This is a genomic window from Paenibacillus sp. ov031, assembly GCF_900143165.1.
GTDB classification, from domain to species: Bacteria; Bacillota; Bacilli; order Paenibacillales; family Paenibacillaceae; genus Paenibacillus; species Paenibacillus marchantiae.
On sequence record NZ_FRDO01000012.1, the window covers coordinates 18,962 to 44,725 of the forward strand.

Annotated in this window: 25 protein-coding genes; 24 read left to right on the forward strand and 1 reads right to left on the reverse strand. The window is 48.3% G+C overall.

Going from position 1 to position 25,764, the window contains the following annotated elements; genetic code table 11:
- Window positions 1–27 precede the first annotated feature (27 nt).
- The 8 genes from yabG (at window position 28) to BUA17_RS29360 (ending at window position 6,995) form a co-directional block, all read left to right on the forward strand.
- Window positions 28–924, forward strand: coding sequence for a sporulation peptidase YabG (yabG, locus tag BUA17_RS29325; protein ID WP_072735824.1), 897 nt, complete (start codon window positions 28–30; stop codon window positions 922–924).
- Between the two features lie 153 nt (window positions 925–1,077).
- Window positions 1,078–1,353: a biofilm formation stimulator Veg gene (locus tag BUA17_RS29330; RefSeq protein ID WP_053778931.1), complete on the forward strand. Its 276-nt coding sequence runs from the start codon at window positions 1,078–1,080 to the stop codon at window positions 1,351–1,353.
- Window positions 1,354–1,576: 223 nt separating this feature from the next.
- Entirely contained in the window at window positions 1,577–1,753 is a 177-nt protein-coding gene (locus BUA17_RS29335; protein ID WP_053778930.1) for a small, acid-soluble spore protein, alpha/beta type, read from the forward strand.
- Window positions 1,754–1,902: 149 nt separating this feature from the next.
- Window positions 1,903–2,757 (forward strand): 4-(cytidine 5'-diphospho)-2-C-methyl-D-erythritol kinase, encoded by an 855-nt coding sequence (ispE, locus tag BUA17_RS29340; RefSeq protein WP_063567568.1) that lies wholly within the window; start codon window positions 1,903–1,905, stop codon window positions 2,755–2,757.
- Window positions 2,758–2,855: 98 nt separating this feature from the next.
- The gene (purR, locus tag BUA17_RS29345; RefSeq protein ID WP_064641410.1) at window positions 2,856–3,683 is read left to right on the forward strand and encodes a pur operon repressor; all 828 of its coding nucleotides are present in this window, start codon (window positions 2,856–2,858) and stop codon (window positions 3,681–3,683) included.
- 188 nt (window positions 3,684–3,871) lie between these two features.
- The gene (spoVG, locus tag BUA17_RS29350) at window positions 3,872–4,156 is read left to right on the forward strand and encodes a septation regulator SpoVG (RefSeq protein WP_017691372.1); all 285 of its coding nucleotides are present in this window, start codon (window positions 3,872–3,874) and stop codon (window positions 4,154–4,156) included.
- 383 nt (window positions 4,157–4,539) lie between these two features.
- On the forward strand, window positions 4,540–5,940 hold the full coding sequence (glmU, locus tag BUA17_RS29355) for a bifunctional UDP-N-acetylglucosamine diphosphorylase/glucosamine-1-phosphate N-acetyltransferase GlmU (RefSeq protein WP_063567547.1): 1,401 nt from the start codon (window positions 4,540–4,542) through the stop codon (window positions 5,938–5,940).
- A 101-nt stretch (window positions 5,941–6,041) separates the two neighbouring features.
- Window positions 6,042–6,995 (forward strand): ribose-phosphate diphosphokinase, encoded by a 954-nt coding sequence (locus BUA17_RS29360; RefSeq protein WP_017691370.1) that lies wholly within the window; start codon window positions 6,042–6,044, stop codon window positions 6,993–6,995.
- 109 nt (window positions 6,996–7,104) lie between these two features.
- Here BUA17_RS29360 and BUA17_RS29365 read toward each other — a convergent pair whose 3' ends face one another.
- Window positions 7,105–7,305 carry a hypothetical protein gene (locus BUA17_RS29365; protein ID WP_064641977.1) on the reverse strand — a complete coding sequence of 67 codons (201 nt, stop codon included), beginning with the start codon at window positions 7,303–7,305 and terminating at the stop codon, window positions 7,105–7,107.
- A gap of 362 nt (window positions 7,306–7,667) precedes the next feature.
- Here BUA17_RS29365 and pth point away from each other — a divergent pair, with 362 nt between their 5' ends.
- From pth to BUA17_RS29445, 16 genes are all read left to right on the forward strand, one after another.
- A complete protein-coding gene (gene pth / locus BUA17_RS29370; RefSeq protein ID WP_072735825.1) occupies window positions 7,668–8,228 on the forward strand; it encodes an aminoacyl-tRNA hydrolase in 561 nt (186 codons plus the stop codon).
- A gap of 98 nt (window positions 8,229–8,326) precedes the next feature.
- Window positions 8,327–8,557 carry an anti-sigma-F factor Fin gene (locus tag BUA17_RS29375; RefSeq protein WP_024633714.1) on the forward strand — a complete coding sequence of 77 codons (231 nt, stop codon included), beginning with the start codon at window positions 8,327–8,329 and terminating at the stop codon, window positions 8,555–8,557.
- A gap of 278 nt (window positions 8,558–8,835) precedes the next feature.
- Entirely contained in the window at window positions 8,836–12,363 is a 3,528-nt protein-coding gene (gene mfd, locus BUA17_RS29380; RefSeq protein ID WP_063567549.1) for a transcription-repair coupling factor, read from the forward strand.
- Complete coding sequence (locus BUA17_RS29385; RefSeq protein ID WP_063567550.1) at window positions 12,347–13,489, forward strand: peptidylprolyl isomerase; 1,143 nt, start codon at window positions 12,347–12,349, stop codon at window positions 13,487–13,489. Before mfd ends, BUA17_RS29385 begins: the two co-directional genes overlap by 17 nt.
- A gap of 319 nt (window positions 13,490–13,808) precedes the next feature.
- A complete protein-coding gene (gene spoVT / locus BUA17_RS29390; protein WP_024633717.1) occupies window positions 13,809–14,351 on the forward strand; it encodes a stage V sporulation protein T in 543 nt (180 codons plus the stop codon).
- A 189-nt stretch (window positions 14,352–14,540) separates the two neighbouring features.
- Complete coding sequence (locus tag BUA17_RS29395; RefSeq protein WP_072735826.1) at window positions 14,541–16,241, forward strand: putative polysaccharide biosynthesis protein; 1,701 nt, start codon at window positions 14,541–14,543, stop codon at window positions 16,239–16,241.
- 249 nt (window positions 16,242–16,490) lie between these two features.
- Entirely contained in the window at window positions 16,491–17,984 is a 1,494-nt protein-coding gene (gene mazG, locus BUA17_RS29400; protein ID WP_064641406.1) for a bifunctional methyltransferase/pyrophosphohydrolase YabN, read from the forward strand.
- Window positions 17,985–18,287: 303 nt separating this feature from the next.
- The gene (locus BUA17_RS29405) at window positions 18,288–18,560 is read left to right on the forward strand and encodes an HU family DNA-binding protein (protein WP_017691362.1); all 273 of its coding nucleotides are present in this window, start codon (window positions 18,288–18,290) and stop codon (window positions 18,558–18,560) included.
- A complete protein-coding gene (locus tag BUA17_RS29410) occupies window positions 18,560–18,838 on the forward strand; it encodes an RNA-binding S4 domain-containing protein (RefSeq protein WP_024633720.1) in 279 nt (92 codons plus the stop codon). The genes BUA17_RS29405 and BUA17_RS29410 overlap by 1 nt, the downstream gene beginning before the upstream one ends.
- Before the next feature lie 179 nt (window positions 18,839–19,017).
- A complete protein-coding gene (gene yabP, locus BUA17_RS29415) occupies window positions 19,018–19,302 on the forward strand; it encodes a sporulation protein YabP (RefSeq protein WP_053778920.1) in 285 nt (94 codons plus the stop codon).
- Window positions 19,299–19,868: a spore cortex biosynthesis protein YabQ gene (yabQ, locus tag BUA17_RS29420; protein ID WP_072735827.1), complete on the forward strand. Its 570-nt coding sequence runs from the start codon at window positions 19,299–19,301 to the stop codon at window positions 19,866–19,868. Before yabP ends, yabQ begins: the two co-directional genes overlap by 4 nt.
- Window positions 19,869–19,880: 12 nt before the next feature.
- A complete protein-coding gene (locus BUA17_RS29425) occupies window positions 19,881–20,216 on the forward strand; it encodes an FtsB family cell division protein (protein ID WP_063567554.1) in 336 nt (111 codons plus the stop codon).
- A 198-nt stretch (window positions 20,217–20,414) separates the two neighbouring features.
- The gene (locus BUA17_RS29430) at window positions 20,415–20,948 is read left to right on the forward strand and encodes a S1 domain-containing RNA-binding protein (protein ID WP_063567555.1); all 534 of its coding nucleotides are present in this window, start codon (window positions 20,415–20,417) and stop codon (window positions 20,946–20,948) included.
- A gap of 502 nt (window positions 20,949–21,450) precedes the next feature.
- Window positions 21,451–23,958, forward strand: coding sequence for a stage II sporulation protein E (gene spoIIE / locus BUA17_RS29435; RefSeq protein WP_170867968.1), 2,508 nt, complete (start codon window positions 21,451–21,453; stop codon window positions 23,956–23,958).
- Between the two features lie 85 nt (window positions 23,959–24,043).
- A complete protein-coding gene (locus tag BUA17_RS29440; RefSeq protein WP_064641402.1) occupies window positions 24,044–24,796 on the forward strand; it encodes a vWA domain-containing protein in 753 nt (250 codons plus the stop codon).
- A complete protein-coding gene (locus BUA17_RS29445; RefSeq protein ID WP_024633727.1) occupies window positions 24,780–25,727 on the forward strand; it encodes a serine/threonine protein kinase in 948 nt (315 codons plus the stop codon). The genes BUA17_RS29440 and BUA17_RS29445 overlap by 17 nt, the downstream gene beginning before the upstream one ends.
- Window positions 25,728–25,764 lie beyond the last annotated feature (37 nt).

Consider the following 25,764-nt stretch of genomic DNA (forward strand, 5'->3'; position numbering starts at 1 on the left):
TACGATGGGGTAGAGGTGATTATGTTGATGAATATCGGAGACTTGGTCGTTCGAAAGTCATACGGTGGAGATGTGACTTTCCGGTTGGAAGGCCTCCAGTCGGACGGTGCCATCATTAAAGGGACCGAGTTCCGGCTGTTAGCCGATTCCCCTGTGGACGATTTGATACAGGTTCCTTATGAACCGCAGAGTGCGAAGACGAGGCAGGCCCATGTGAAGGCACATCAGACGCTCTCACTCCTGCAGCAGAATCGAATGGAACAGGCCGAGCGCAATCGTGAAGGTTTGGTTCAGGAATGGTCTGTTCAACAAGAACCCGCTTATTTCGAGATGCCTGGCAAAGTGCTGCACTTGGATGGCGATCCTAATTATCTAAAAAAAAGCATGAACCTTTATGAGCAGCTTCGTGTTCCCGCAGAGGGTCAATATGTACACGAGTCTGCCATGGCGGACACTTTATATCGTCTGCTGCCCAAAGTGCGTCCGGATATCGTTGTCATTACTGGCCATGATGGGGTACTCAAGACCCGTCAGCCCTATGACTTATATAGTCTGGGAAGCTACAAGAATTCGCAGAACTTTGTATCCGCTATTCAGGTAGCTAGGCAATATGAACGTCATCTCGATGCGCTCACGATTGTAGCTGGCGCGTGTCAGTCCCACTTTGAGGCCTTGCTGCGGGCTGGAGCGAACTTTGCCAGTTCACCAGGACGAATTCTCATCCATGCCCTGGACCCGGTCTATGTGGCAGCTAAGGCAGCCTTCACGTCGGTGCGGGAAACGGTGAACATGAATGACATTTTGCATAACACGATTAGTGGTAGCCAGGGTGTGGGCGGCGTAGAGACACGGGGAAGTTATCGGGTAGGTCTGCCCGGATTGAACGATCTATCCACGTTAAAAGTGAATCCATCAGCCGTCTAATGATGGCAGAAGAAAGTCCCATTTAGGGGCTTTTTTTGTTTGCAAAAAAATTCATTGACAACAACTTTTTGATACTGATATAATAATTAGTTTTGATTTGACAATGACTGTAAAATCCGGTATAATGGACAAGAAAAGAGGTGGTCGTCGACAATGGCTAAAAATACGCTATTGGATATCAAACGCAATCTCGATGCACATATCGGTCAGAAAATTATGCTGCGGGCTAATGGTGGCCGCCGTAAGACCATTGAGCGTACGGGTGTATTGGAAGAAACGTACCCTTCTGTTTTTATTGTTAAGCTTGATGAGGAGCAAGAAACTTTCAAGCGAGTATCCTACAGTTATGCTGATATACTTACGGAATCGGTGGAAGTCATGGTATTTGATCCAGGCAGCCAGACGCATAGCTCCTACATGGAGACGTAAGTATCGATTTACGGCGATTCTGCCCCCTTGGGCAGGTCGCTTTTTTTATTTTTGCAATAATCCCGCTCGATTCATCGGAGATGCATAGTTGATCAGGAATGAGTCTGGGGAAGAAGCGGCATACTATTTGGACAGGTTCAAGGCATTTTTCTTGGCCTGGGGGCAAATAGTCCCGGATACAAATGGACTTATCATGAATGAACTATTTCGAGGAGGATGACCCATGAGCCGGAGAAGAAGAAGTGTAATGTCGGATGAACTCAAGAATGAACTGGCAAAAGACCTAGGATTCTATGATACCGTCCAGCAGGAAGGTTGGGGCGGGATCAAAGCGAAGGATGCGGGCAATATGGTGAAACGGGCCATTCAACTTGCGGAAGAAGCGGCACGCAAATCGTAATCCGGTTCAATCGGTTTGGAGAGCGGGGCAATCCGGCAGGAATGACCTCGCTTTTTCCCCATGGATGCGGAATAGAAATGACTTGACAGCCCCATTTTGATATAATATGTTAAGTTGTCTTAGGGAAAAGGTGAGGACGGGTGAACGCCTTGAAAATTTACGAAAAAGCGCCTGCTAAAATCAATTTGATGCTAGACGTTTTACATAAAAGAAGAGATGGATTTCACGAAGTTGAGATGATCATGACGATGGTGGATCTTGCCGATCGACTGGAAATGTCTGAGCTACCTCGTGACACGATCTTTATCTCCAGTCAGGCGGGATATATCCCCCTGGATGAGAAGAACTTGGCTTTTCAGGCAGCCAGGCTTATCAAAGAGCGTTACGACGTGAAAACCGGAGTTCATATTCATCTGGACAAAAAAATACCGGTGGCCGCCGGACTTGCTGGTGGCAGCAGTGATGCAGCAGCAACGCTGCGTGGATTGAATCGCCTCTGGCGTCTCAACATTCCGGATCAAGAGCTGCAGGAACTTGGAGCAGAACTGGGCTCGGATGTGCCTTTCTGCATTACAGGCGGAACAGCACTCGCCACAGGCCGTGGAGAGAAGCTGACACCAATGCCGAATCCCCCGCAATGTTGGGTGATCTTGGCCAAGCCGCCGATTAATGTGTCTACAGCCGATGTCTATGGACGTTTCCGCAGCGACAAGATTGTTCGTCATCCGAGTGCTGCCAAAATGGAGCAGGCCATTCGCAACCAATCCTTTGCCGAAGTGTGCGGGCAGATGGGGAATGTGCTTGAGGACGTAACGTTGAAGCTGTATCCGGAAGTTCAGCATCTGAAGGATGCCATGATTCGGCTTGGAGCAGACGGAGTATTAATGTCAGGCAGCGGTCCAACTGTGTTTGGACTGGTCTCTAAGGAGTCCAAGGTTGCTCGGATATACAATGGACTGCGAGGCTTCTGTAAAGAAGTATATGCAGTACGCATGCTAACTTAAAATTCGCTTTTATAATGTACAAACACGTATAAAGGTGGTATATTTTTAAATAATTATTCGGATTTGGATGTTTTCCGTGATCGTGAGGATGGATCTCTGTGAAGAAATTAAAACGAAGCGCAAGGCTGGTTGAAATGACGCAGTACTTATTGTCTAGACCGCATACGGTTATTCCGTTGACTACATTTGCCGAACGCTATGGAGCTGCGAAGTCGTCGATCAGTGAAGATTTGGCGATTATCAAGGAAGTGTTCGAAGAAGGTGGTTCGGGAGAACTGCATACACTGGCTGGAGCAGCCGGGGGAGTAAAGTGGATTCCAAAGGTGTCCAGAGAACTGGCACTGGCTTTTGCAGAACGACTTTCTACCCAGCTCGCGCAGCCGGATCGGATACTCCCTGGTGAATATCTGTACATGTCCGACCTGCTTGGACAGCCCGCATTGATGAATGAAGCCGGCAAGATTTTTGCAACGGCCTTTGGCAATATGAATATTGATGTGGTGATGACGGTCGAAACCAAAGGGATTCCACTTGCTTATGCGACCGGAGCCCAGCTCAACCTGCCTGTAGTGCTCGTGCGCAGGGACCATCAGGCTACGGAAGGATCGGCCGTAAGTATCAATTATGTATCCGGGTCCCATAAAAGCCTACATACCATGTCCCTATCTCGCAGGGCAATGCGTGAGCACTCCAGAGTGCTCATTGTAGATGATTTTATGAAAGCTGGGGGAACCGTCCAAGGGATGATCGACCTATTGGCCGAGTTTAATGCCACGGTAGCTGGGGTAGGCGTATTAGTAGAATCTGGATCGGTTGATTCGGAAGAACGACTGCTGACGGATTACATATCTCTGGCGAAGCTGACGGCGGTTGATGCGAAGAGCAGACACATTTCCGTCAAGCCTGGCAACTATTTTGACCTGTAGAATCATGACGAATTACATGTCGGGAAAGGTTCTTTTCCATCGACCTGGCACTAACATTGTCGAATTGTGTATTAAATAAAAAAATTCCTGAAATTAGGACATTTTTGTGGTTATAAAAAGAAGGAGTTCGTATGTGCTGTGTGGAATTATACACCAAGTTCTGATGGAAAAAGGTGGTGAACACACACATGCAAATTACGGATGTCAGACTCCGCCGTGTTAACTCTGAGGGGAGAATGAAGGCTATCGCATCCATTACCATCGATAACGAATTCGTCGTTCATGACATTCGCGTCATCGATGGCAATAACGGAATGTTTGTTGCTATGCCGAGCAAGCGGACTCCTGACGGAGAATTCCGTGATATCGCCCACCCGATCTCTTCCGGTACTCGCGAGAAGATTCAAGCAGCTGTTTTGACTGAGTATGATCGCGCAGCAACTGAGGAAGAAGTCATTGAAGAAGGTGCCTGAGAACATTATTGGGGTTCGAAGGAAAAGAGAGCCATGTCTTATGGCTCTCTTTTCTTTTTGACCGGAATAAGATATATTCAGTATTGAGTTTATTCACAGAAGAGCATTTTCGCAGCTTAAATGTTGCAAAATGTTGAAAGAACAAAAAGCGCAGCGTGCGCTTGGTAACAGGGCGGCATCTAGGAATCATGGGAATCGGTTAAGCTCGCAAGTACACGGCGTATACATATAGGTCACGATTTGTTGGTGTCCGCGTTGTTACGCGTGATTACAGAGACAGCAGGCGATGAACAAGACCGGCGCAGGGCCGGCTGAACGTTACTCATCGGATATATACAGGTAAGGTCAAACGATGGGTTTTTCAGAACAGGAGGTCGTAAATTTTGAAAAGAATGGCAATCGTTCTTGCGGCAGGGCAAGGCAAACGGATGAAATCGAAATTGTACAAGGTACTGCATCCCGTATGCGGTAAACCGATGGTGGGTCACGTGCTGGATGCAGCTCTTCGCGCAGGCGTTGAACGCAGTGTCGTTGTGGTCGGTCACGGTGCCGAAGCGGTGCAGTCATTTTTGGGTTCCAGAGCAGAGTACGTGCTTCAGGCTGAACAATTGGGAACAGGACATGCGGTGAAGCAGGTTAAATCTCTGCTCGGCAGTGAAGCAGGGTCAACCATCGTTGTCTGTGGAGATACACCACTTGTGACCAGCGAGACGCTGGAAGGACTGATGAAACTCCATGAGAGCCGCGGAGCAGCAGCAACGGTACTCACAGCTGAACTGGACAATCCCAAAGGGTACGGCCGCGTTATTCGCGGAGAAGATGGTTCTGTACAGCGCATTGTGGAACAGAAGGATTGCACGGAGCAGGAAGATGCTGTGAACGAGATCAACACAGGTACGTACTGCTTCGATAATGCTAAGTTGTTCGCTGCGCTGGAGAAAGTGACGAACCAGAATGCTCAGGGAGAATACTATCTCACTGACGTGGTTGGCATTTTCCGTAATGATGGAGAAGTGGTGGAAGCCTACATGTCAGATGACATCGCGGAATCCATCGGAGTTAATGATCGACTTGCTCTTTCACAAGCAGAAGCGTTCATGCGTGAACGTTTGGCGGTAAAACATATGTTGAACGGTGTTACAATCATCGATCCGGCATCGACATATATCGGGGCGGATGTTACCATTGGATCAGATACAGTATTGTATCCGGGTACCATACTCAAAGGTACAACTACCATTGGTGAAGCATGCCATATTGGTCCTCAGGCAGATGTGGAAGACAGTATCATTCAGGATGGGGTTACAATCAAGCATTCTGTACTGTCACAGGCCGAGGTTGGATCAGAAGCAACTGTAGGTCCATTTGCTTATTTGCGTCCAGGTACCAAACTGGGCCGTAAAGTAAAAATTGGTGACTTTGTTGAAGTGAAAAATGCTACAATTGATGAAGGCTCCAAAGTATCTCATCTCAGTTATATTGGGGATGCTAAAGTAGGGAAAAACGTAAATGTTGGATGCGGGGCAATAACGGTGAATTATGATGGATATAATAAAGCTGTAACGACGATTGAAGACGATGCGTTCGTAGGCAGCAATGTCAATCTGATTGCACCTGTCACGGTAGGAAAAGGCGCATATGTTGTTGCGGGCTCTACCGTTACCCATTCAGTTCCCGACAATGATCTCGCGATTGCCCGCCCACGCCAGGAGAACAAACCTGGATATGCGGAGAAAATCCGTGGTCGTGCCAAAGCCAAGAAACAAAATGCCAAACCCGAATAAGGGGTATTGATATTAAGAATTGCCTCCCGAACATCGGGGGGTGCCGACATGTCGCAGACGCTTATAGATTCCAATGAACCAGCACGGAGGGTTTTTATTTTATGACTTATTTTGATTCGAAATTAAAAATATTTACTTGCAATTCTAACCCCAAGCTTGCCCATCAAATTGCTGATTATATCGGAATTCCTATGGGTGAATCTCACACAACTAGCTTTAGTGATGGTGAGATCCAAGTGAAACTCTCTGAGAGTGTTCGGGGCTGTCACGTTTATATCGTGCAGTCTACTTGCTTGCCGGTTAATGACAACCTGATGGAAATGCTCGTTATGATTGATGCACTTAAACGGGCATCTGCCAAGACGATTAACGTCGTTATTCCGTACTATGGCTATGCTAGACAGGACCGTAAGGCCCGTTCGCGTGACCCGATTACAGCCAAACTGGTTGCCAATCTGATCGAAAAAGCGGGTGCAACCCGTGTAATCGCGATGGACTTGCATGCAATGCAGATTCAAGGATTCTTCGATATTCCGGTTGATCATCTGCTCGGCGTGCCGATTTTGGCTCAATATTTCCGCTCGAAACAGATCGAAAATCCGGTTGTTGTATCGCCTGACCACGGCGGCGTAGTACGCGCTCGGAAACTGGCGGACTTCCTGAATGCACCTCTCGCAATTATCGACAAACGTCGTCCAGAGCCGAACGTCAGCGAAGTGATGAACATTATCGGTAACATCGAAGGTAAAACAGCAATTCTGATCGATGACATCATTGATACGGCGGGAACGATTGTATTGGGAGCGAATGCTCTGATGGAAGGCGGCGTGAAGGAAGTATACGCTTGCTGTACTCACCCAGTATTGTCCGGACCTGCGATGGAACGCTTGGAGAATGCACCACTGAAGGAAGTTATCGTAACGGATACCATTCCGATTACGCATGCTAACCCGACAAGCAAACTTAAAGTGTTGTCTGTAGCACCTTTGCTCGGAGAAGCCATTATCCGGGTTCATGAGGAATTGTCAATCAGCAAGCTGTTTGAAATTGAATAAGGATGTCTGCATAAAGTAGTAGAGGGGTTACGTTTTCCGGATCAATGGAAAATGTAACCCCTGTCGGCGTTCCGTTATATTGGAAGTGAAGCAGTTGCCTGCCGGATTTCTAGTATCCGGGGCGGGAGATAAAACGGAACCGGCGCCGATGAAAAAGAGTGTCGGCAATTTCGACAAATTGATTATCGAAACGTGTGATTAGTCCGATCTCAATATGGGTGTCGCGGTCATATACCTGTACAGGTATATGATATTCCAGATGATAGATAAAATCGCTATGTTGAGTCAGTTGTCCGTTGTCTTCGCGCAAAACCCGCTCACCTTCCTGGGTTGATGAATAAAAGCTGTAAAAATAATATAAGTTGAACTGACGTTTACACCAAAACGGAGAGTGCAGAACCAGTCTGAAGAAGCGGAGCGTGCGCCTGAAAGCTTTCTGCAAGAATGCTACTTCGGAAGCATAGGCTATCACCGGATTTTTCCCTTGGATCAAGAGAATAAATAAAATCTGGGGATAAGAGCGATCGAAAGATGGTACTGCTATCGGAGTGATTAGGTGTAATTATCGTTCAAATTATATAACCAATTCGAATCTCACTTTGTTGATATTATATGAAATATAACATTCGAAGTCTATGCTTCACCTTAGGCTGATCCGAAGGAGGGAACAAGATGAAGTGGATTGTCGGCCTAGGAAATCCAGGCCCGAACTACGCTAAAACCCGTCATAATATTGGCTTTATGGCACTTGATCGACTTGCAGAGCGCCATAATATTTCCATAACGCAGAGCAAATGCAAGGCGCTGATTGGAGAAAGTGTAATTGGTGGCGTCAAAACGGTGCTGATTAAACCAATGACGTTTATGAACCTGTCCGGTGAGTCGGTAAGGGCTTATATGGACTTTTATAAAGTTAGTCTGGAAGACCTGATTGTTGTCTACGACGACATGGACACAGAAACAGGCAAAGTCAGATTGCGTTACCAGGGCAGTGCAGGTGGTCACAATGGAATCAAATCCATTATCCAGCATACCGGTACACAGCAGTTTAACCGGGTACGGATGGGAATATCCCGACCAGAACCGGGACATGCCATTGTAGACTACGTACTGTCGAAGTTTATGAAGAACGAAAAGGAAGCGCTCGATCAAACGATCGAACAGACCTGTGATGCATTGGAATATAGTCTGGATCATACGTTTGAGCAGACGATGGCCAAGTTCAACGGATGAACCGCTGCAAGTGACACTGGAAAAATGATCAAGATTCGGGTTCGATTCGGTCTTAATGGGCATACTGGACGTATAAACCATGTTCAGGAGGCATAAACATGTCAGTGAATTATGTGTGTAGGCATTGCCGTACTTTTATTGGACGAATCGATTCTGCCCGGATAACGGAAGCGCAATTGGGCTTTCATTTCTTGACCCCCGACGAGCGGAGGGATATAATAGCGTATAATTCAGGTGGCGATATAACCGTTCGGATTACATGTGATTATTGCAAAGAAGCTCTGGAGTTCAATCCTGAGCTGAGCCTGCTTGCGAGTCCGCTTCAATAATTAACTCGCCCGCAGCAAGAACTTATGACAGATGATGGCGGCTGCGGAATATCGCTCCACCTTTATAGCCTTGGCAGCCTGCTGAGGCTTCTTTTCAGTTGGGATGAAACCAGACTATATCCAAATTAGCCCCCAGCCACATCAAACGGATGTGGCAAAGTAGCGATTAATCCTTTATGATGAAACAGGACAAAAAGGAATTTGTATCCAATTTTTAATGTGGTGAACCTGCGCGCATGCGTGAGATACTCAAGTAAGTTATAAGAGAGGTGCCCCTTTTGTTACAAGCACTTATACAGGCTTTTTCCAAAGATCCGGACTTCGGGTCCATTACGGCCGGGATTACATCCGGCATGAAAGAGCAATTGGTTTCGGGCTTATCCGGTTCGGCGCGTCAGATTATGCTGGCTGCTCTACATCAGGAAATGAACAGACCCCTGCTCGTTGTGACACACAATATGTTTTCCGCTCAAAAAATCGCAGAAGATTTACAGGAAGCGCTTTCACCTGATCAGGTGTTGCTCTATCCTGCCAACGAACTTGTTGCCGCTGAAGCTGCTGTTTCCAGTCCGGAAACATTGGGTCAGCGTATTGACGTGTTGGTCCGTTGCGCCCAGGGATTTAGGGGCGTTGTTGTTATCCCGTTTTCCGGGGTACGGCGCTATGTTCCACTTCCAGAAGTGATGGCTAATGCTCAGATTACAATTAAACAAGGCAATACGCTGGAGCTCGATGCATTCCTGCTGGAGATGGTGAAGCTCGGATATGAACGTGTAGAGCGTGTAGAATCACGCGGTGAGATGAGCGTGCGTGGAGGAATTATTGATTTCTATCCAGTCACATCGTCCATTGCGTATCGTGTGGAATTATTCGACGATGAGATCGATTCCATTCGTACATTTGATCCTGCAGATCAGCGTTCCATTGAACGAATTGACGAAGTAACGGTTCTGCCGTGCAAAGAGTTAATTGCAGATCGTGAACGTATGGAGAAGGCTGCGGATGCGGCCGTTATTTTGCTTGACCAACAGTTGGAGAAAATGACGGACCGGCAGGCAAAGCTGCGTCTGCGAGAAGAAATTCATCGCGAGATCGAACTTCTGCGGGAGCATGTGTATTTCTCCGAAATGTATAAATATATTTCACCGCTCTATCCGGAAAACAAGACGATCTACGACTACATGCCAGAAGATACGTTGCTTGTACTCGACGAGCCAGCAAGGCTCGCGGAGACGTCGAAACAGCTTGACCGAGATGAGTCGGAGTGGAATCTGCATTTGATGCAAAACGGGAAGACCCTTCCAGACCTGCATCTGTCGGCCGATGGGGATGATCTGATATATGAACGTCCATTCCAGACGCTGTTTATGTCCATCTTTTTGCGTCAGGTTCCTCATACCCAGCCGCAGAATATCCTCAACTTTATCAGCCGTGGAATGCAGGACTTCCATGGTCAGATGAACGTGCTCAAAGCAGAGATGGAGCGCTGGCAGAAAGCCGGAGTTCAGGTGCTCATGCTGGCTAACGGTGAGGAAAGACTAGATCGCATGCGTCGGGTACTCATGGACTATGATATCCCTGAGCCGGAGATGCTTATTGGCAACTTGCAAACGGGTTTTGAAATGCCTTCTATTCATCTGGCTGTCGTCACCGAAGGCGAGATGTTCTCACAGAAGCAGCGCAAAGTGCGCAAACCGATTCGCAATGTGGACAATGCTGAACGAATTAAATCCTATAGTGAGCTGAAAGTGGGCGATTATGTCGTTCACCAGAATCACGGGATTGGTAAGTATCTCGGGATCGGCACACTTGAGGTTGGCGGTATTCACAAGGACTACATGCATATTCTCTATGCAGGTGGAGACAAACTGTCTGTACCGATTGAGCAGATTGATCTAATTCAGAAATATGTCGGTTCGGAAGAGAAAGAGCCGAAAATATATAAGCTGGGCGGCAATGAGTGGACACGGGTTAAAAATAAAGTCCGCACATCTGTACAGGATATTGCTGATGATCTAATCAAGCTTTATGCGGAACGTCAGACGTCAAAAGGTTTTGGCTTCGACAAAGACTCTGCGGAACAGCAGGAGTTCGAGGACATGTTCCCTTATGATGAGACACGTGATCAGGTGCGTGCCATCGAAGAAATCAAGAAGGATATGGAACAAAATCGCCCGATGGACCGTTTATTGTGTGGGGATGTCGGTTACGGCAAAACCGAGGTCGCTATCCGTGCTGCATTTAAAGCTGCCATTGAGGGGAAACAGGTTGCTGTATTAGTCCCTACAACCATTTTGGCGCAGCAGCATTATGAAACGTTCCGTGAGCGTTTCTCCGGTTATCCATTCAACATTCATGTACTTAGCCGATTCCGTTCACGTAAAGAACAGAACGAGACGGCCAAAGGTATTAAGGCAGGCACTGTCGATATCGTCATCGGTACCCATCGGTTGTTGTCACAGGATCTAGTCTTCAAGGATCTTGGCCTGTTAATTGTAGATGAAGAGCAGCGCTTCGGTGTAACGCACAAGGAAAAACTGAAAAAGCTGAAAACAAACGTGGACGTGCTGACACTGACAGCAACGCCGATTCCGCGTACCCTTCACATGTCCATGCTGGGCGTTCGGGATCTGTCGGTTATTGAGACTCCGCCAGAAAACCGTTTTCCGGTACAGACGTATGTCGTTGAACACAGTCAGGCACTTGTTCGTGAAGCGATTGAACGTGAATTGGCTCGTGGCGGTCAGGTCTACTACTTGTATAACCGTGTTCAGGGAATTCAGGAGATGGCTGCGGAAATTTCCGAATTGGTGCCTGAGGCCAAGGTTGGTGTGGGACATGGCCAGATGTCGGAAACGGAGCTAGAGAAGACTATTTTGGACTTCCTGGATGGTGAGTACGACGTACTCGTCAGCACTAGCATCATCGAGACTGGGGTAGATATTCCTAACGTAAATACTCTGATCGTGCATGACGCGGACAAAATGGGGCTCTCCCAGCTGTACCAGCTTCGTGGACGGGTGGGACGTTCCAACCGGATCGCGTATGCCTATTTCACGTACCAACGGGACAAAGTGCTGACCGAAGTTGCTGAGAAACGTCTGCAATCGATTAAGGAATTCACCGAACTGGGTTCGGGATTCAAGATCGCGATGCGTGATTTGTCGATCCGCGGCGCGGGTAATCTGCTCGGAGCTGAACAGCACGGCTTTATTGCGTCTGTCGGATTCGATCTATATTCTCAGATGCTGGCAGAGGAAATTAACAAACGCAAAGTTACGATGCTCGGCGAAGAGCCGGTGCCATCCGATCAGTGGAACACAACACTGGATCTCAGTATCGATGCGTACTTGCCGTCTGATTATATTTATGACAGTATTCAGAAGATTGAAATTTATAAAAAAGTGGCGGTTATTGCCTCCTTCGACGATGCAATGGAACTGGAAGACGAATTGGTTGACCGATTCGGAGATCTGCCGGAAGCCGTGATCAATCTGCTGGCGGTGGCCAGAATGAAAGTCTATGGCAAGATCTACGGTATTGAATCAATCTCCCAACGCGGAGATGATCTTACAGTGAAGTTCTACGAAGGCCGAGAACATGCATTTGAGCTCTCAAAAATCGCACACATTGGAAATCAGTTCGAAAGACGTGTACAATTTGAACAAGGACCCCATATGCTTATTCATGTAAAGGGCAAAGGGCTTGGGGACAAGCAACTGATGGAGCTGGTAGAGAAATTTCTGGAGTCCATGAAAAGTGCTTTTAAATCAAAGGGGGAACTAAAGGATGTTAGCAAAGTATAAAAAAGTAGGGAAAGTACTGTCTGTGAGTATGGTAGCAGTACTGTCCTTATCACTGCTTGCTGCTTGTGGCAAGAAGGAAGAAGCGAAAACAGAACCGAAGGATACAAGTGCTGTAGTCGCTACGTATGATGGCGGTACAATTACAGCCAATGAATTCGACATGGAGCAACGGGTCATGAAATTCCTCTATCCGGAATATGCACAAATGATGGATATGGATGATTTCAAGGAGTACCTGGTAAAACAGGAAGTTGCTTATGAATATTTGAGTGGAAAAGCAAGTGATGCAGCCAAAACCGAGGGTGCCAAAACAGCGACAGAGCAATTCGACAAAATGAAAGCTTCTGTTCAAGCTGACCAATGGACTGAGATGCTGAAAGCTCAGAATCTGACAGACCAGAACATTAAGGATTACATGACTCGCATCATGACGGTAATTAAGGATAAAGAAACTGGCGTTACTGAAGATGCGATTAAAGCTGAATTTGAGAAAAATAAAGATCAGTTCACAACGGCGTCTGTTCGTCATGTACTGATCAATTTCACTGATCCAAAAACGCAAAAAGAGCGTAAAAAGGAAGATGCTCTGAAACTTGCGAAAGAAGTGAAAGCGAAATTGGACGGCGGAGCAGACTTTGCTGAAATCGCGAAGAAATACTCCGAAGACACAGGTTCTGCAGAAAAAGGCGGCTTGTATGAAGATACACCTGTAGCCAGCTGGGTAGATGCGTTCAAAGAAGCTGCTAAAACACTGCCATTGAACAAAATCAGTGATCCTGTAGAGACTGAATATGGTTATCACATCATGAAAGTAGAAAAACGTACAGAAGCGGACTACACGAAATTGACTGCTGAACAAAAAGAAACACTGAAAAGTCAATTGGCCGCTGCTGAGATCGACACATTCATGACCAGTGAACTGGACAAAATCGTTAAAGAAGTAAAACTGCCGAAAACAGACAAAGCTGAAGAAGGCACGACTGAGGGTACTACCGGTACAGGAACGGAAAAGGGTACTGAGGGTGAAAAAACCGATGCGGGTACGGATACCAAAACGGATCAAGGAACAACTGGAACCGACAAGGATACAACAACAGGTGAAGGTACAGATACAAGCGGTAAGTAAGATAGCGAGTGCACACATTCAGCAAATACGTTTGTCTGGGTGATACACTGAACGCTTCTAATATGGACAACCATACAGAAAAGCAAGGGGGGGACTTAAGGCCTCCCTCTTGCTTTTCCTTGTATCTGTGGAGCAAATTGGGTACATGGTCTCCTTCTGTGGAAGTTTACACAACTATATTCTCCAAAGTATGTATAAGGAAATGGGAACAGATGAATACTATGGTCAAGATATCACACTAAACGTTCTGGGACTTTCCTCTACCCATTAAGGAACAGTAGTTGAAAAATCTTCTCGAGAAAGTGGGGCAACATGTGAAATGAAAGCTACTGGTATTGTCCGCCGTATAGATGACCTCGGTCGAGTGGTCATTCCGAAAGAAATCCGCCGTACGTTACGTATCCGTGAAGGCGATCCACTTGAGATTTTTGTGGACCGCGATGGAGAGGTTATTCTTAAAAAATACTCGCCGATTGGCGAACTTGGTGATTTTGCCAAAGAATATGCAGAATCGCTGTATGAAAGTACAGGCCATGTAACGATGATCTCTGATCGTGATACGATTATTACCGTGGCAGGTGGCTCCAAGAAAGAGTATCTGGATAAGCAGGTAGGTCCTCTGCTGGAGAGTTGTATGGAAAACCGGAAGACGATTTTGGAGACCAACAATGGTTCTTATGAGCTTAGCAAAGATCATGACGAGACGTTATCGTCTTTTGTTATTGCCCCGATCATTTCAGGTGGTGACCCCATCGGAACGGTTATCCTTTTCAACAAGGATGAATCGGTGAAGATGTCTCAGATGGAAATTAAAATGTCCGAGACAGCTGCCGGGTTCCTTGGCAAACAGATGGAGCAATAAATAGCAGATCAACTCCTGGTGCCCAGAGGGCAACCAGGAGTTTTTGCATTTTAGGGAAGCTGTAGATAGTGTGGATGATGTCCTGAAGTGCATGGTGTCTTGAAGGGTTAGTCTGTGCGCCTTGGGACAGGTATAATAGCTAGGTATACTTTGAAGGAATGAATGCACGGACATACGCAGGAGGGACATATGAAACAGTTGTCTACAGGCTCAAGATTGCTTCAGGGCGCATTTGTGCTTGGGCTTGCCGCCATTATATCCAAAATCATTGGTGCTTTTCAGAAGATTCCGCTACAGAATCTGGGGGGAGACGGTGTTTTTGGCATCTACAATACGGTGTACCCGTTCTATATGCTCATCATTACCCTTGCTGCTGCAGGGCTGCCTGTGGCTGTATCCAAATTCGTAGCCGAGCAGAATGCTCTTGGTCGACCGGAGGAGGGCAGACGGGTTATACGCTTGTCCTCGATGCTGCTCGGTGGAATTGGACTAGCGCTGGCCTTGTTGATGTGTATAGGTGCACCGCTTATTGGAGATCTGATTGGAAACGGAAGTGTCGTACCGTCCATTCGGGCAGCTTCAATGGCATTGTTGTTTGTACCGGTGATGACAGGCTTGCGCGGATATTTTCAGGGGTTGCAGCAAATGGTGCCTACGGCGGTATCCCAGGTGGTAGAGCAAACTGTTCGGGTCACGGTGATGATTGTTCTGTTGTTGTGGCTCATGGGACGGGACGCTTCATTGGAGACCATTGCAGCTGGAGCCATGATTGGTTCAGTGGCAGGAGGGTTTGCCGGGTTAGTTACGATGCTTGGATATGTGTACCATCATCGACGGAAAAATGGGGAAAGGCTCGCTGTTATGAAAAGTACTGAGACAGCTGAGCAAATGGAGAAAACCAAAGAACACCGAAGCGGGGGGAGCAGCCTTCTGTCTGAGGAGCGGCGATCCAACGGTGAGTGGATGCGGACGCTACTGATCTATGCCATTCCGGTTTGTCTCGGATCACTGGCTGTGCCATTGATGAATTTGGTGGATACTTTTACGGTACCCCGACTGCTAAGACGAGAAGGGTTGGATGAGCTTCAATCTATGGTGTCCTTCGGGATTTACAACCGGGGCTTGCCGCTGGTTCAGTTGGTGACGATGCTTGCCACGTCGCTGTCTGTGCTCTTTATTCCGGCGGTGGCCGAAGCCCGGCTGAAAGGCGGGCCAGAAGCCGTGAGGCAGCAAGCAGGCCTTGCGCTGCGCTGGTTCTGGTTGATCGGCCTGGCGGCATCCGCAGGTTTAGCGGTGCTGGCAGAGCCGATTAACCGCATGCTGTACGGCGATGCCGCAGGCACCGAAGCTCTGCGGTACATGGCGCTGACGGCTGCGGGCAGCACCGTCAGCATTATCGCGGCGGCGCTGCTGCAAGGCCTCGGCGCCGTGCGCGCACCCGCGTTCAGCATGCTGGCCGCCGCAGGCGTCAAGGCGCTGCTGAACGTCATGCTTGTGCCGGCGCTGGGCATCAGCGGCGCGGCCCTGGCAGGCGCAGTCGCCTACATGCTGGCGGCTGGCCTGAATGTGGCGCTGCTGGCGCGACTTGTCGCCATGCGCCCGGCCCCGGGCGCCGTTCTGGCGAAGCCGGCGCTGGTGATCGCCGCCATGAGCCTGGCGGCGGCAGGCACGGCCTGGGCCGCCGAAGCAGTGCTCGGCGGCATCGGTATCGCGGCCGATCGTAGGCTGGCCGCGATGGGCGTGAGCCTGCTAGGCATAGCCGCAGGCTCGGCCGTGTTCTTGCTGGCCGCGGCCCGGACGAGGCTGCTGAGCGCCGCAGAGCTGGCGGCCGTGCCCAAGCTGGGGCCGCTGCTGGCGAAGCTGCTGCGCAGACTGCGTGTGCTGCGCTAACCCTCACGTTGCGCTGCTACAGTTAGCGCTACGTCAGCCATTCAACCCGGCTCCCACATTAAAGCGGAGCAAAAGTGATTGAATGAGTCACACCGTGTCATATGCAAATGCAATTATAGGATAACGTCTAATTCTGGTATAATACGTTTAATTATAGAGCCCTGTTCTGTACTATGTATGACCCATCCAAGATTGGTTGACCAAGGATGGGGAGTCGGAACGGGATAGTTCGGATGGAGGCTTATAAAGATGAGTGCAGCTTTGACAGTAGTCGGTCTTGGATCTGGAGATGCAGATCAGCTAACGGTAGGAATCATCAAAAAAATGAAACATGCAGCGACGCTGTATGTACGCACACTGGATCATCCCGTATTGAATGATCTCAAGCAGGAAGGGTTGGAGATGACATCCTTCGATGCCATCTATGAGGCGAAGGATTCTTTTCCGGAAGTGTACGACGAAATTGCAGATCGACTGATTGAGGCCGCACGTAAGGGCGAGCCGGGTACCGAGATCGTTTATGCCGTGCCAGGGCATCCCATGGTCGCTGAAGCGAGCGTACGCCTGTTGAAGGAGCGCTGCCCAGAAATGGGCATTTCGCTGCGCGTTATGGGTGGGGAAAGCTTTCTGGATGAAGCGTTTATTCGTCTTGGATTCGATCCGATTGAAGGTTTTCAGCTTCTCGATGCCAGCAGTCTGAATACGGAACTGGTGCAACCGCAGCTTCATACCTTGATTGGACAAGTATATGATGTGTTTACCGCTTCCGACGTAAAACTGTGCCTGATGGACGTTTACCCTGACGATTATCCGGTATTTGTCGGACATGCCTTGGGTGTACAGGGACAGGAGATTATACACAAGGTGCCGCTGCATGATCTGGATCGGATTGAAGGGTACGGTAATCTCTCATTGATATATGTGCCCAAAAATACGGATGACGCGCTTCGTCGGCGCTCCTTCGCACGACTGCATGAAATCGTGAATATCCTTCGCAGTCCAGGTGGCTGTCCATGGGATCAGGAGCAGACCCACCAGTCGATTCGTAAAAACCTGATTGAGGAAACCTATGAAGTCATTGAAACGATTGATGAAGATGACCCTGATCACATGAAGGAAGAGCTGGGCGACCTCCTGTTGCAGATTTTGCTGCACTCCCAGATGGAAGAAGAGGTTGGCACATTTAACGTGTACGACGTTATCGAAGGGTTGAACGACAAGCTAATTTTCCGTCATCCGCACGTATTCGGTGAACAACAGGCAGAGAATGCGAATGAAGCGTTGCAAAACTGGGAACAGATGAAGGCAGAGGAGAAAAAGCGCAAGGGACAGGATCTACAGCAGACTTCTGTGCTAGACGGTATTCCCCGCGACTTGCCTGCCTTGATGAAAGGGTACAAATTACAGAAAAAAGCGGCTAAAGTTGGCTTCGATTGGGATGACGTGGAAGGTGTCTTTGCCAAGATTGAGGAAGAGCTGGCAGAGCTAAAAGAAGCAGTGCAGCATAACCAGTCTGCGGAAGAACGGAAGCTGGAACTGGGCGATTTACTGTTTGCAGCTGCCAATGTAGCGAGATTTATTGATACCGATCCAGAGGAGGCGCTTGCCGCCACCAATAGGAAATTCATTCAGCGTTTCCAGTATATTGAGGAGCGTCTGCGTGAACAGGGAAGAACTCCATCAGACAGCAATGTCGATGAAATGGAGCAATACTGGCAGGCAGCGAAGAAGGCTGGATTGTAAAGGGTTCTGGCATTTTGGGCGCTGATCCGATATCATTAGTTGCATCATGCGTATCGTGTCGTCGAAGCATCTCGGGTGCGGTTGCACGAGAAACCGTGTGATTAATGCAGAGGCGTTTCGGGTACTGGACTTAGACTGTTCTTGGGCAGGACCGACAAAAAGTGAAAAAAGTCGAAGACCGAGGCAGGATTTCAGATGACAAGCCAGAATACATGTGTAGTAACCTTGCGCGGAGCCAGCAGCAGCAGATCTGTTGTCACGGATTCGCAGATACTTTTTTTTCAATTTGGGAGGCTTTTAAAAATGAACAAAACAGATCTGATTAACAACATTTCCACCAAAAGCGGTTTGACTAAAAAAGACGTTGAGTCCGTATTGAACGGCTTTTTGGGAGAAATTACAGATGCACTTGCCAGCGGAGACAAAGTACAACTGATCGGCTTTGGCACTTTTGAGACCCGCAAACGTTCCGGTCGTACCGGACGTAACCCGCAAACAGGGAATGAAATCGTGATTCCTGAGTCCACCGTTCCTGCGTTTAAAGCAGGCAACAAACTTAAAGAAGCCGTAAAATAATGCGTCTTGATAAATTCCTGAAGGTCTCCCGGCTGATCAAACGCCGCACCGTAGCCAAGGACGTTTCCGAACAGGGACGTGTGCTGGTGAACGGACGTGAAGCGAAGCCAAGCGCTGCTGTCAAAGTGGGCGATGAGCTTACGGTTCAGTTCGGTCAAAAGCTGGTCACCGTGAAGGTGGAACGTCTTGCCGAGAGTACCAAGAAGGATGAGGCGAGCAGCCTCTACACCTTGGTTAAGGAAGAGCCGATCGCCAAGGATAACGGTCTGAACTGGTAACAGGGATGCCTGATATACTTTTATACACATTCATTGCAAAATGAAAAGAAACGCCTTTCCCGTATAGGGAAGGGCGTTTTTGTGTTCAACCGTTATCCGGACATTTGCTTTCATCCAACCTTGGTTCTATTCTGCACTTCTGATCCATAAGCTAGGGTTAAGAAGGAGGGGTACATGCCATGGTTGAGCAAAGTAAGACGAAACAGCATCATCTGAGCATGCAGAATCGGAAACTGCTGGATCTGACGGGTGTCTCCAATGTGGAGAGCTTCGACAGTGAGGAATTTTTGCTGCAAACTGAACTTGGGCATCTGACCATCCGGGGGCACAATTTACATATCAAAAACCTGAGCCTGGAGGACGGTTTGTTATCCATCGAGGGCACTGTCAGTTCTCTTCAATATCTGGACCCCGGTTCTCAGTCCAAAAACGGTAAAGGCCTGTTCGGCAAGATGTTCCGATGAGTCCGGATACTCAATGGATCACATTGATGTGGATGCTGATGTCGGGAGCCGTGATGGGGATGGCCTACGACAGTTACCGGGTACTGTCCGGTCAGCTACGGTTCCCGAGATGGAGCGTCCACATGCTAGATCTGTTGTATTGGGTCGCTTCCGCGCTGTTCGTCTTCCGGATGCTGTACGCCGGAAACCACGGACAGCTGCGGTTTTATGTCTTTTTGGGGCTGATTATAGGGGTTTGCTTCTATTTTTGGCTTTTAAGTGTTACAACCCAGCGTTTTGTGGTAATGTTAATTAAACTCGCAAGAACGCTGATTCATTGGTGTGGACATATCCTTAACATCCTGATCGTTATGCCCGCTAAAGGACTTTACAAGCTAGTGCGTGTATTATTTGGTTTCGTACTCGCCATACTTTTATTCCTGGGTAAGCTGGTGCTGCAATGTTTGGTACCTTTCGGCAAGTTGTTCCGCTGGATGTTTAGGCCAATCCTGAAACATTGGGTTACGCCACACTTCCTGATCCGTGCGGGTTCAAGTATCGCAGCGATGTGGAAACGCTGGTTTTAAGGAGGTCCGATAATGGGTAAAACACCTATGAACAAATCAAAAGCTCCAGCAGGCCAAGGAAAATCTGCAGGTGCCAAAAGGCGTCTCATGCTATGGATGACCTTTATGGTTGTGTTTATCATTTGGGCAGGATATACGTTCCTTGTGCAGACTGCGCAAATTTCGGACAAGAGTTCTCATCTGGCTGCCCAGCAATCTTCAAAGGAAGAGACGTTGAAGAAGCTGGATCAATTGAAGTACGAAGTCAGTCGGTTGAAGGATCCCGAATACATAGGACAGCTGGCTCGGAAAAAAGGATACTATCTGCCTGAGGAAACACCAATTCAGGTTGAAGAGTCAGGGAACTGATGTAATTTGGCTCATTATCGAGCAAGGATTGTTATCTATGTGTCTGAAGCCGTTATACCGGAAAAAATAGGCTACCTTAAGGGGTAGTGCTCAGTTGACCTTGGTTTGCGGCATAAGGTATAATTAAATTAGCACAGCATTGATTTTGGCATTCAAAAAATCGGGTTGTATATTTTTAAGGGAGGATCATTTTATTCTATGGCAATTGAAGTGGGCACCAAGTTAGAGGGCAAGGTGACAGGCATCACGCATTTTGGAGCATTTGTGGATCTGTCAGGAGGTGTCACGGGTCTCGTTCACATCTCGGAAATCGCCGACAATTATGTCAAAGATGTCAACGACCACCTGAAGCTTAATGACCTCGTTACAGTTAAGGTCATCAACGTTGACAAGGATGGCAAGATTGGGCTTTCCATTAAGCAAGCTGTTGACAAACCGGTTGAGCAACAAACACAGTCCAGACCCCCAAGAGCTCCTAGACCGGAACGCAGTGGAGGAGATCGCGAACGATTCAGCGGTGGAGGCCCAAGTGGTGGCCAAGGCCGTGGAGGCGGTGGCGGTGGTGGTGGTTTTAACCGTGACCGCGGAGGCCGTTCTTTCAAGCCCGCAGCAGGCAAACCTTCATTTGAGGATAAAATGTCACGCTTCCTGAAAGATAGCGAAGAACGAATCTCTTCGCTGAAGAAGAACACAGAAGGCAAACGTGGTGGCCGTGGAGCTAAACGCGTGTAATCTGGTTCAACCTGATTTAAAATATAAGAAAAACCGTTAGCCTTGGGGCTGACGGTTTTTTTGCGTTTGTTTTTAATTTTGGAGTTTAACCGTTCAGATATAGACAATTAACCGGATTCATAGCCGTTTTTGTAAAGTGAAGCTCCATATCCCCAGTTTTTCTGCACAAGAAAAAAAGTACATAAGAACATTTGTCGTCTACCATTTTTTACCGACAGGTTTCCGTGGCATTCCACAGGTATCCTGCTCAAATCGTGGCGAGGACGAAGCGCGTCCGGTTCAAAATCAGACAAGTGCCTTGTCGGCAAGGGTTGTGGCAAATGGAGCAAACCACAATAAGGCCGGGGGTTCCGCACCACCGCGCCGCGTCTGTTTCTTTTGTCGTAAAGTTTTTGGACCCTACCCACCAATTGTGACAAACTACGTCTTCTATTCTATCTATAATCAGAACCATCGAGAACGAAACACGAAAATTAAATTAATCGAATGGGGTGCCTTGAGGATGATGGAAAAGTGGAATGTCATTCAATTTCCGGGAATGAAAGCTGGTAAAGGAGGTACAGAAGCTCGGGAGGAGCTGTCGGTACGTCTCAAACAGTGGATTAGCTCCCGCAAGGCCGTCCAGATCGTTGCTGCACGTAAATGGGTGCTGCTTCTTACCTTTATGGGATTTTTGCTAGGTAAGGCCATGATTCTGAATGAATTATCACCCTTTGCGATTGCTTACTTTGCGGTTATCGCCTTCATGCGCAGGGATTACATTATTCCGGTAGGAGCTGCGTTGCTGGCAGGAAGTCTCTTCGCCCCGTTTCCGGTACCTCTGATTGTTGCTTCGGAGCTCGCTATCTTCTATCTGTTGTTCAGAGGACTGGAGTCTTATGACCGCGCTGAATTATCTTATGCGCCAACGATGGTGTTTACGACTACTTTTATGGTCAAGTTATTCGCCGTCGTTATTGGGCCGTCTTTCAGCTGGTACGCCATGCTAATGCTCACGATGGATTCCGTACTCAGCTTTGTGCTTACCTTAGTTTTCATACAGGCCATACCGATCTTCACGTATCGCAAAAAAAAATTCAACCTAAAGAACGAGGAGATCCTCTGTCTGATCATCTTGCTGGCCTCCGTAATGACGGGGGCGGTGGGCTGGACGATCCAGTCCCTGTCTGTAGAGCATATGCTCTCTCGTTATCTCATTCTAATCTTCGCGCTGGTGGGCGGAGCCCCCCTCGGAGCATCGGTTGGGGTCATTACTGGTCTCATTCTGAGTTTGGCCGATATGTCGGCGGTATATCAGATGAGTCTGCTTGCTTTTGCTGGCATGCTGGCGGGTATGCTCCGGGAAGGAAAACGTGCGGCGGTTGCTCTGGGCATGCTGCTCGGTTCCTCTATTCTATCCATATACCTGGGTGGACCGGGAGATGTCATGAACTCCTTATGGGAGACATGCGCAGCCATTGTTCTGTTTATGTTAACGCCAAAAAGTATGCTGACGGCCATCTCCAAATATGTTCCTGGCACTCAGGATCACACGAAATCGCAACATGAATATGCGAAGAGAATTCGGGATGTCACCGCAGAACGGGTTACCCGCTTCTCTCAGGTATTCCGTCAGTTGTCACGCAGCTTCGATCAGATGTCCGGCGCGGGGGAGCCGGTACAGAACGAAGGCGGGATGGAACACTTCATGAATGCCGTAGCCGAAGGCACATGTTCGGGTTGCTTTAAGAAGGATCAATGTTGGGATGCGAAGTTTATTCAAACCTATAAATACATGACGGACGTGATGAGTTCCATTGAAGCCAACCCGGAGATGTCAGGCAAGCAGATTCCGGTGGAATGGAACAGGGTATGTGCGAAACCGGAGGACGTACTTGAAGTGATGCGTGCCCAGTATGGTCTGCATCAACATAACATGCAATGGAAACGTCAGATTATAGATAGTCGACAGCTGGTTGCAGAGCAATTATCAGGGGTATCCCAGGTGATGGAGGACCTGGCGAAAGAAATTCAACGGGAAAGTGAGGAGATGGTACAACAGGAGGAGCAGATTCGGGATGCGCTTGAGTCGTTGGGTCTGTCCATACATTCTATTGAAATCATTAATCTGGAAGCGGGGAATGTGGAAATTGAGATTGTTCATGCCTATACACGCGGATTTGACGAGTGCCGGAAAATAATTGCTCCGCTGATCTCGGATGTACTGGACGAGCATATTGCCGTCTTGAATGAGACCATGCTCGATCCTCGCCAAGGGCTGGCGACAGTCACCTTTGGTTCTGCCAAAACGTTCGAGATAACAACCGGTGTTGCTGCTGCCGCCAAAGGGGGAGATGTGATGTCCGGGGACAGTTTCAGCACGGTTGAACTGGGTAACGGGACCTTTGCAGTTGCGCTTAGCGATGGCATGGGCAATGGCGAACGGGCACGTATGGAGAGCAGTGCTGCGCTAAATATACTGGAGCAGTTGTTACAGTCGGGCATGGATGAGAAGCTGGCAATCAAATCGGTGAATTCCGTTCTGATGCTGCGTTCTCCTGAAGAAATGTATGCAACAGTGGATATGGCTCTGATCGATGAATATACGGCAGAGACCACGTTTATGAAAATCGGCTCGACTCCAAGTTTTATTAAACGAGGGCAGGAGGTTATTCAAGTTTCGGCAAGCAATCTGCCGATTGGCATTATCAAAGATATTGAGGTGGATCTGGTAACCGTACAGCTTCAGCCAGGGGATGTTTTAATTATGATGACAGATGGTATCTATGATGCACCGGGGTATGCCGTCAATAAAGAACTATGGATGAAGCGGCTCATTCAGGAAATTGATAGTGATGATCCTCAGGAGGTAGCAGACTGTCTGCTTGAAAGTGTTATACGTTATCAGCAACATGAGATCTATGATGATATGACTGTAATTGTAGGCAAAATAGAACATTATCGCCCGGAGTGGGCCACATTGAGAGTACCCGGAATAAGCCGGATGGAGCGTCCGCGCACTGTCAGTTAATTGCATATTCCTCTGTTTGAAGTCTCTTCATTCTGGCAATGCTAGTCATAGAGTTGGAGAGTAACCCAAAACGGAGGGATATCGGATGAAACAAATCTTGTTGATCACCGACGGTTGTTCCAATGTAGGCCCAAGTCCAGTGCTGGCTGCGGCGGAAGCGCGAGAAGAAGGAATTACGGTCAACGTGGTCGGCGTTATTGATTATGGAACCATTGGTGAGTTGGGTAGTCGGGAGATCGAGGATATTGCCAAAGCCGGAGGTGGAATTAGTCAGATCGTAGGCACAAGACAGCTTGCCCATACGATGCAGATGATGACAAGAAAAACGGTGGTTCAGACCATTCAACAGGCGGTTAATAGAGAGTTAACACAAATTCTGGGAGAGCACGAGCCGAAAACGGTAACAGACCTTGAACCGGCAAAACGTGCGCAGGTCGTTGAAGTGATGGATGATATGGCCGAGACAACACCACTTCAGGTCGTGCTTCTCATTGACGTAAGTGCCAGTATGAAGCCGAAGCTTGCTGCGGTGGAGGAAGGGATTCGCGATTTAATGCTTAGCTTGCAGGCACGTATGGGTCAGAGCCATCTTTCCGTCTTTCATTTTCCTGGGCGCCATAGCGGAGAAGAAGCTGTCATGGATATCGACTGGACAGTTGACCCGAGCCGTGTTCGTTCACTATTTGGACGTTTGCAAATGAAGGGAGCGACGCCGACAGGTCCTGCGATTCAAAGGGTGATTGATTTTTACCGTTATGGTACACTGGAGGGACAGCAGGAAATAGAAGGGAACTATCGCATTGAAAGAGAAGGGATGCTCGGTGACAACGTTGTCTGACGCCTCTTTCCCGCCAGGAACAGTCATCACAGGGAAATGGAATCGCAGCCGTTATACGATTCGGAAGCTGCTGGGCAAAGGAGCCAACGGCATCGTTTTTCTTGTCCAGCGGGGTGAGAATGGCAAACATTATGCGCTTAAAATGGGATTTGACCCAGTAGATCTGCAATCGGAAATTAATGTGCTCAAATCTTTTCAATTACAGCGTAATCATGAGGCCCTTCGGCAGAGTGGCATTCCTTCTTATCTGAAAGATGTGGATGACTACGCTATTCGTGGTCGTGATATTCCCTTTTATGTGATGCGTTACGTTCGGGGGGAGTCTTTGCACCACTTCATTCGGCGTCAGGGAACGGACTGGACACTTCTGGTTGGACTCAGACTATTGCAAAAGCTGGCTCAATTGCATCAGGCTGGATGGGTGTTTGGCGATCTCAAACCTCAAAATGTACTGGTATCGGATTATGGGCAGGTAGAACTTATCGACTATGGCGGAGTGACTTCTATCGGCCGGAGCGTCAAGCAGTTCACTGAATGGTATGATCGCGGATTCTGGAATGCAGGCAGTCGAACAGCAGACGGTACCTATGATGTGTTTGCTTTTGCGCTATTATTGATTCATGTACTTGAAGCTGATGCACTCAAAGCGCTAGCTGCAGAGGGATTACCTCAACTGCGAAGTGTAAATCAGCTCACAGCTCTCGTGGAGCGCAGTGAACGTCTCCGCCCTTTTCGAAACTGGACTATTCAGGCATTACGAGGTCAATTTCAGGATGCCGGACACGCGGCTAAGGTCTGGAAAGAGATGATGGCACGCCCTTCTCCTCTTCGTCGCCGTTCCAAGAGTACAACTCCGCGTTGGCTCAAAAATGCATTTGCCGTCTCCGTTATATTACTTATTGGGGTACTCATCTATGCACTGCGATTCTGACCTGTGAGAGTGCATATACATAACGTAAGGAATGAGG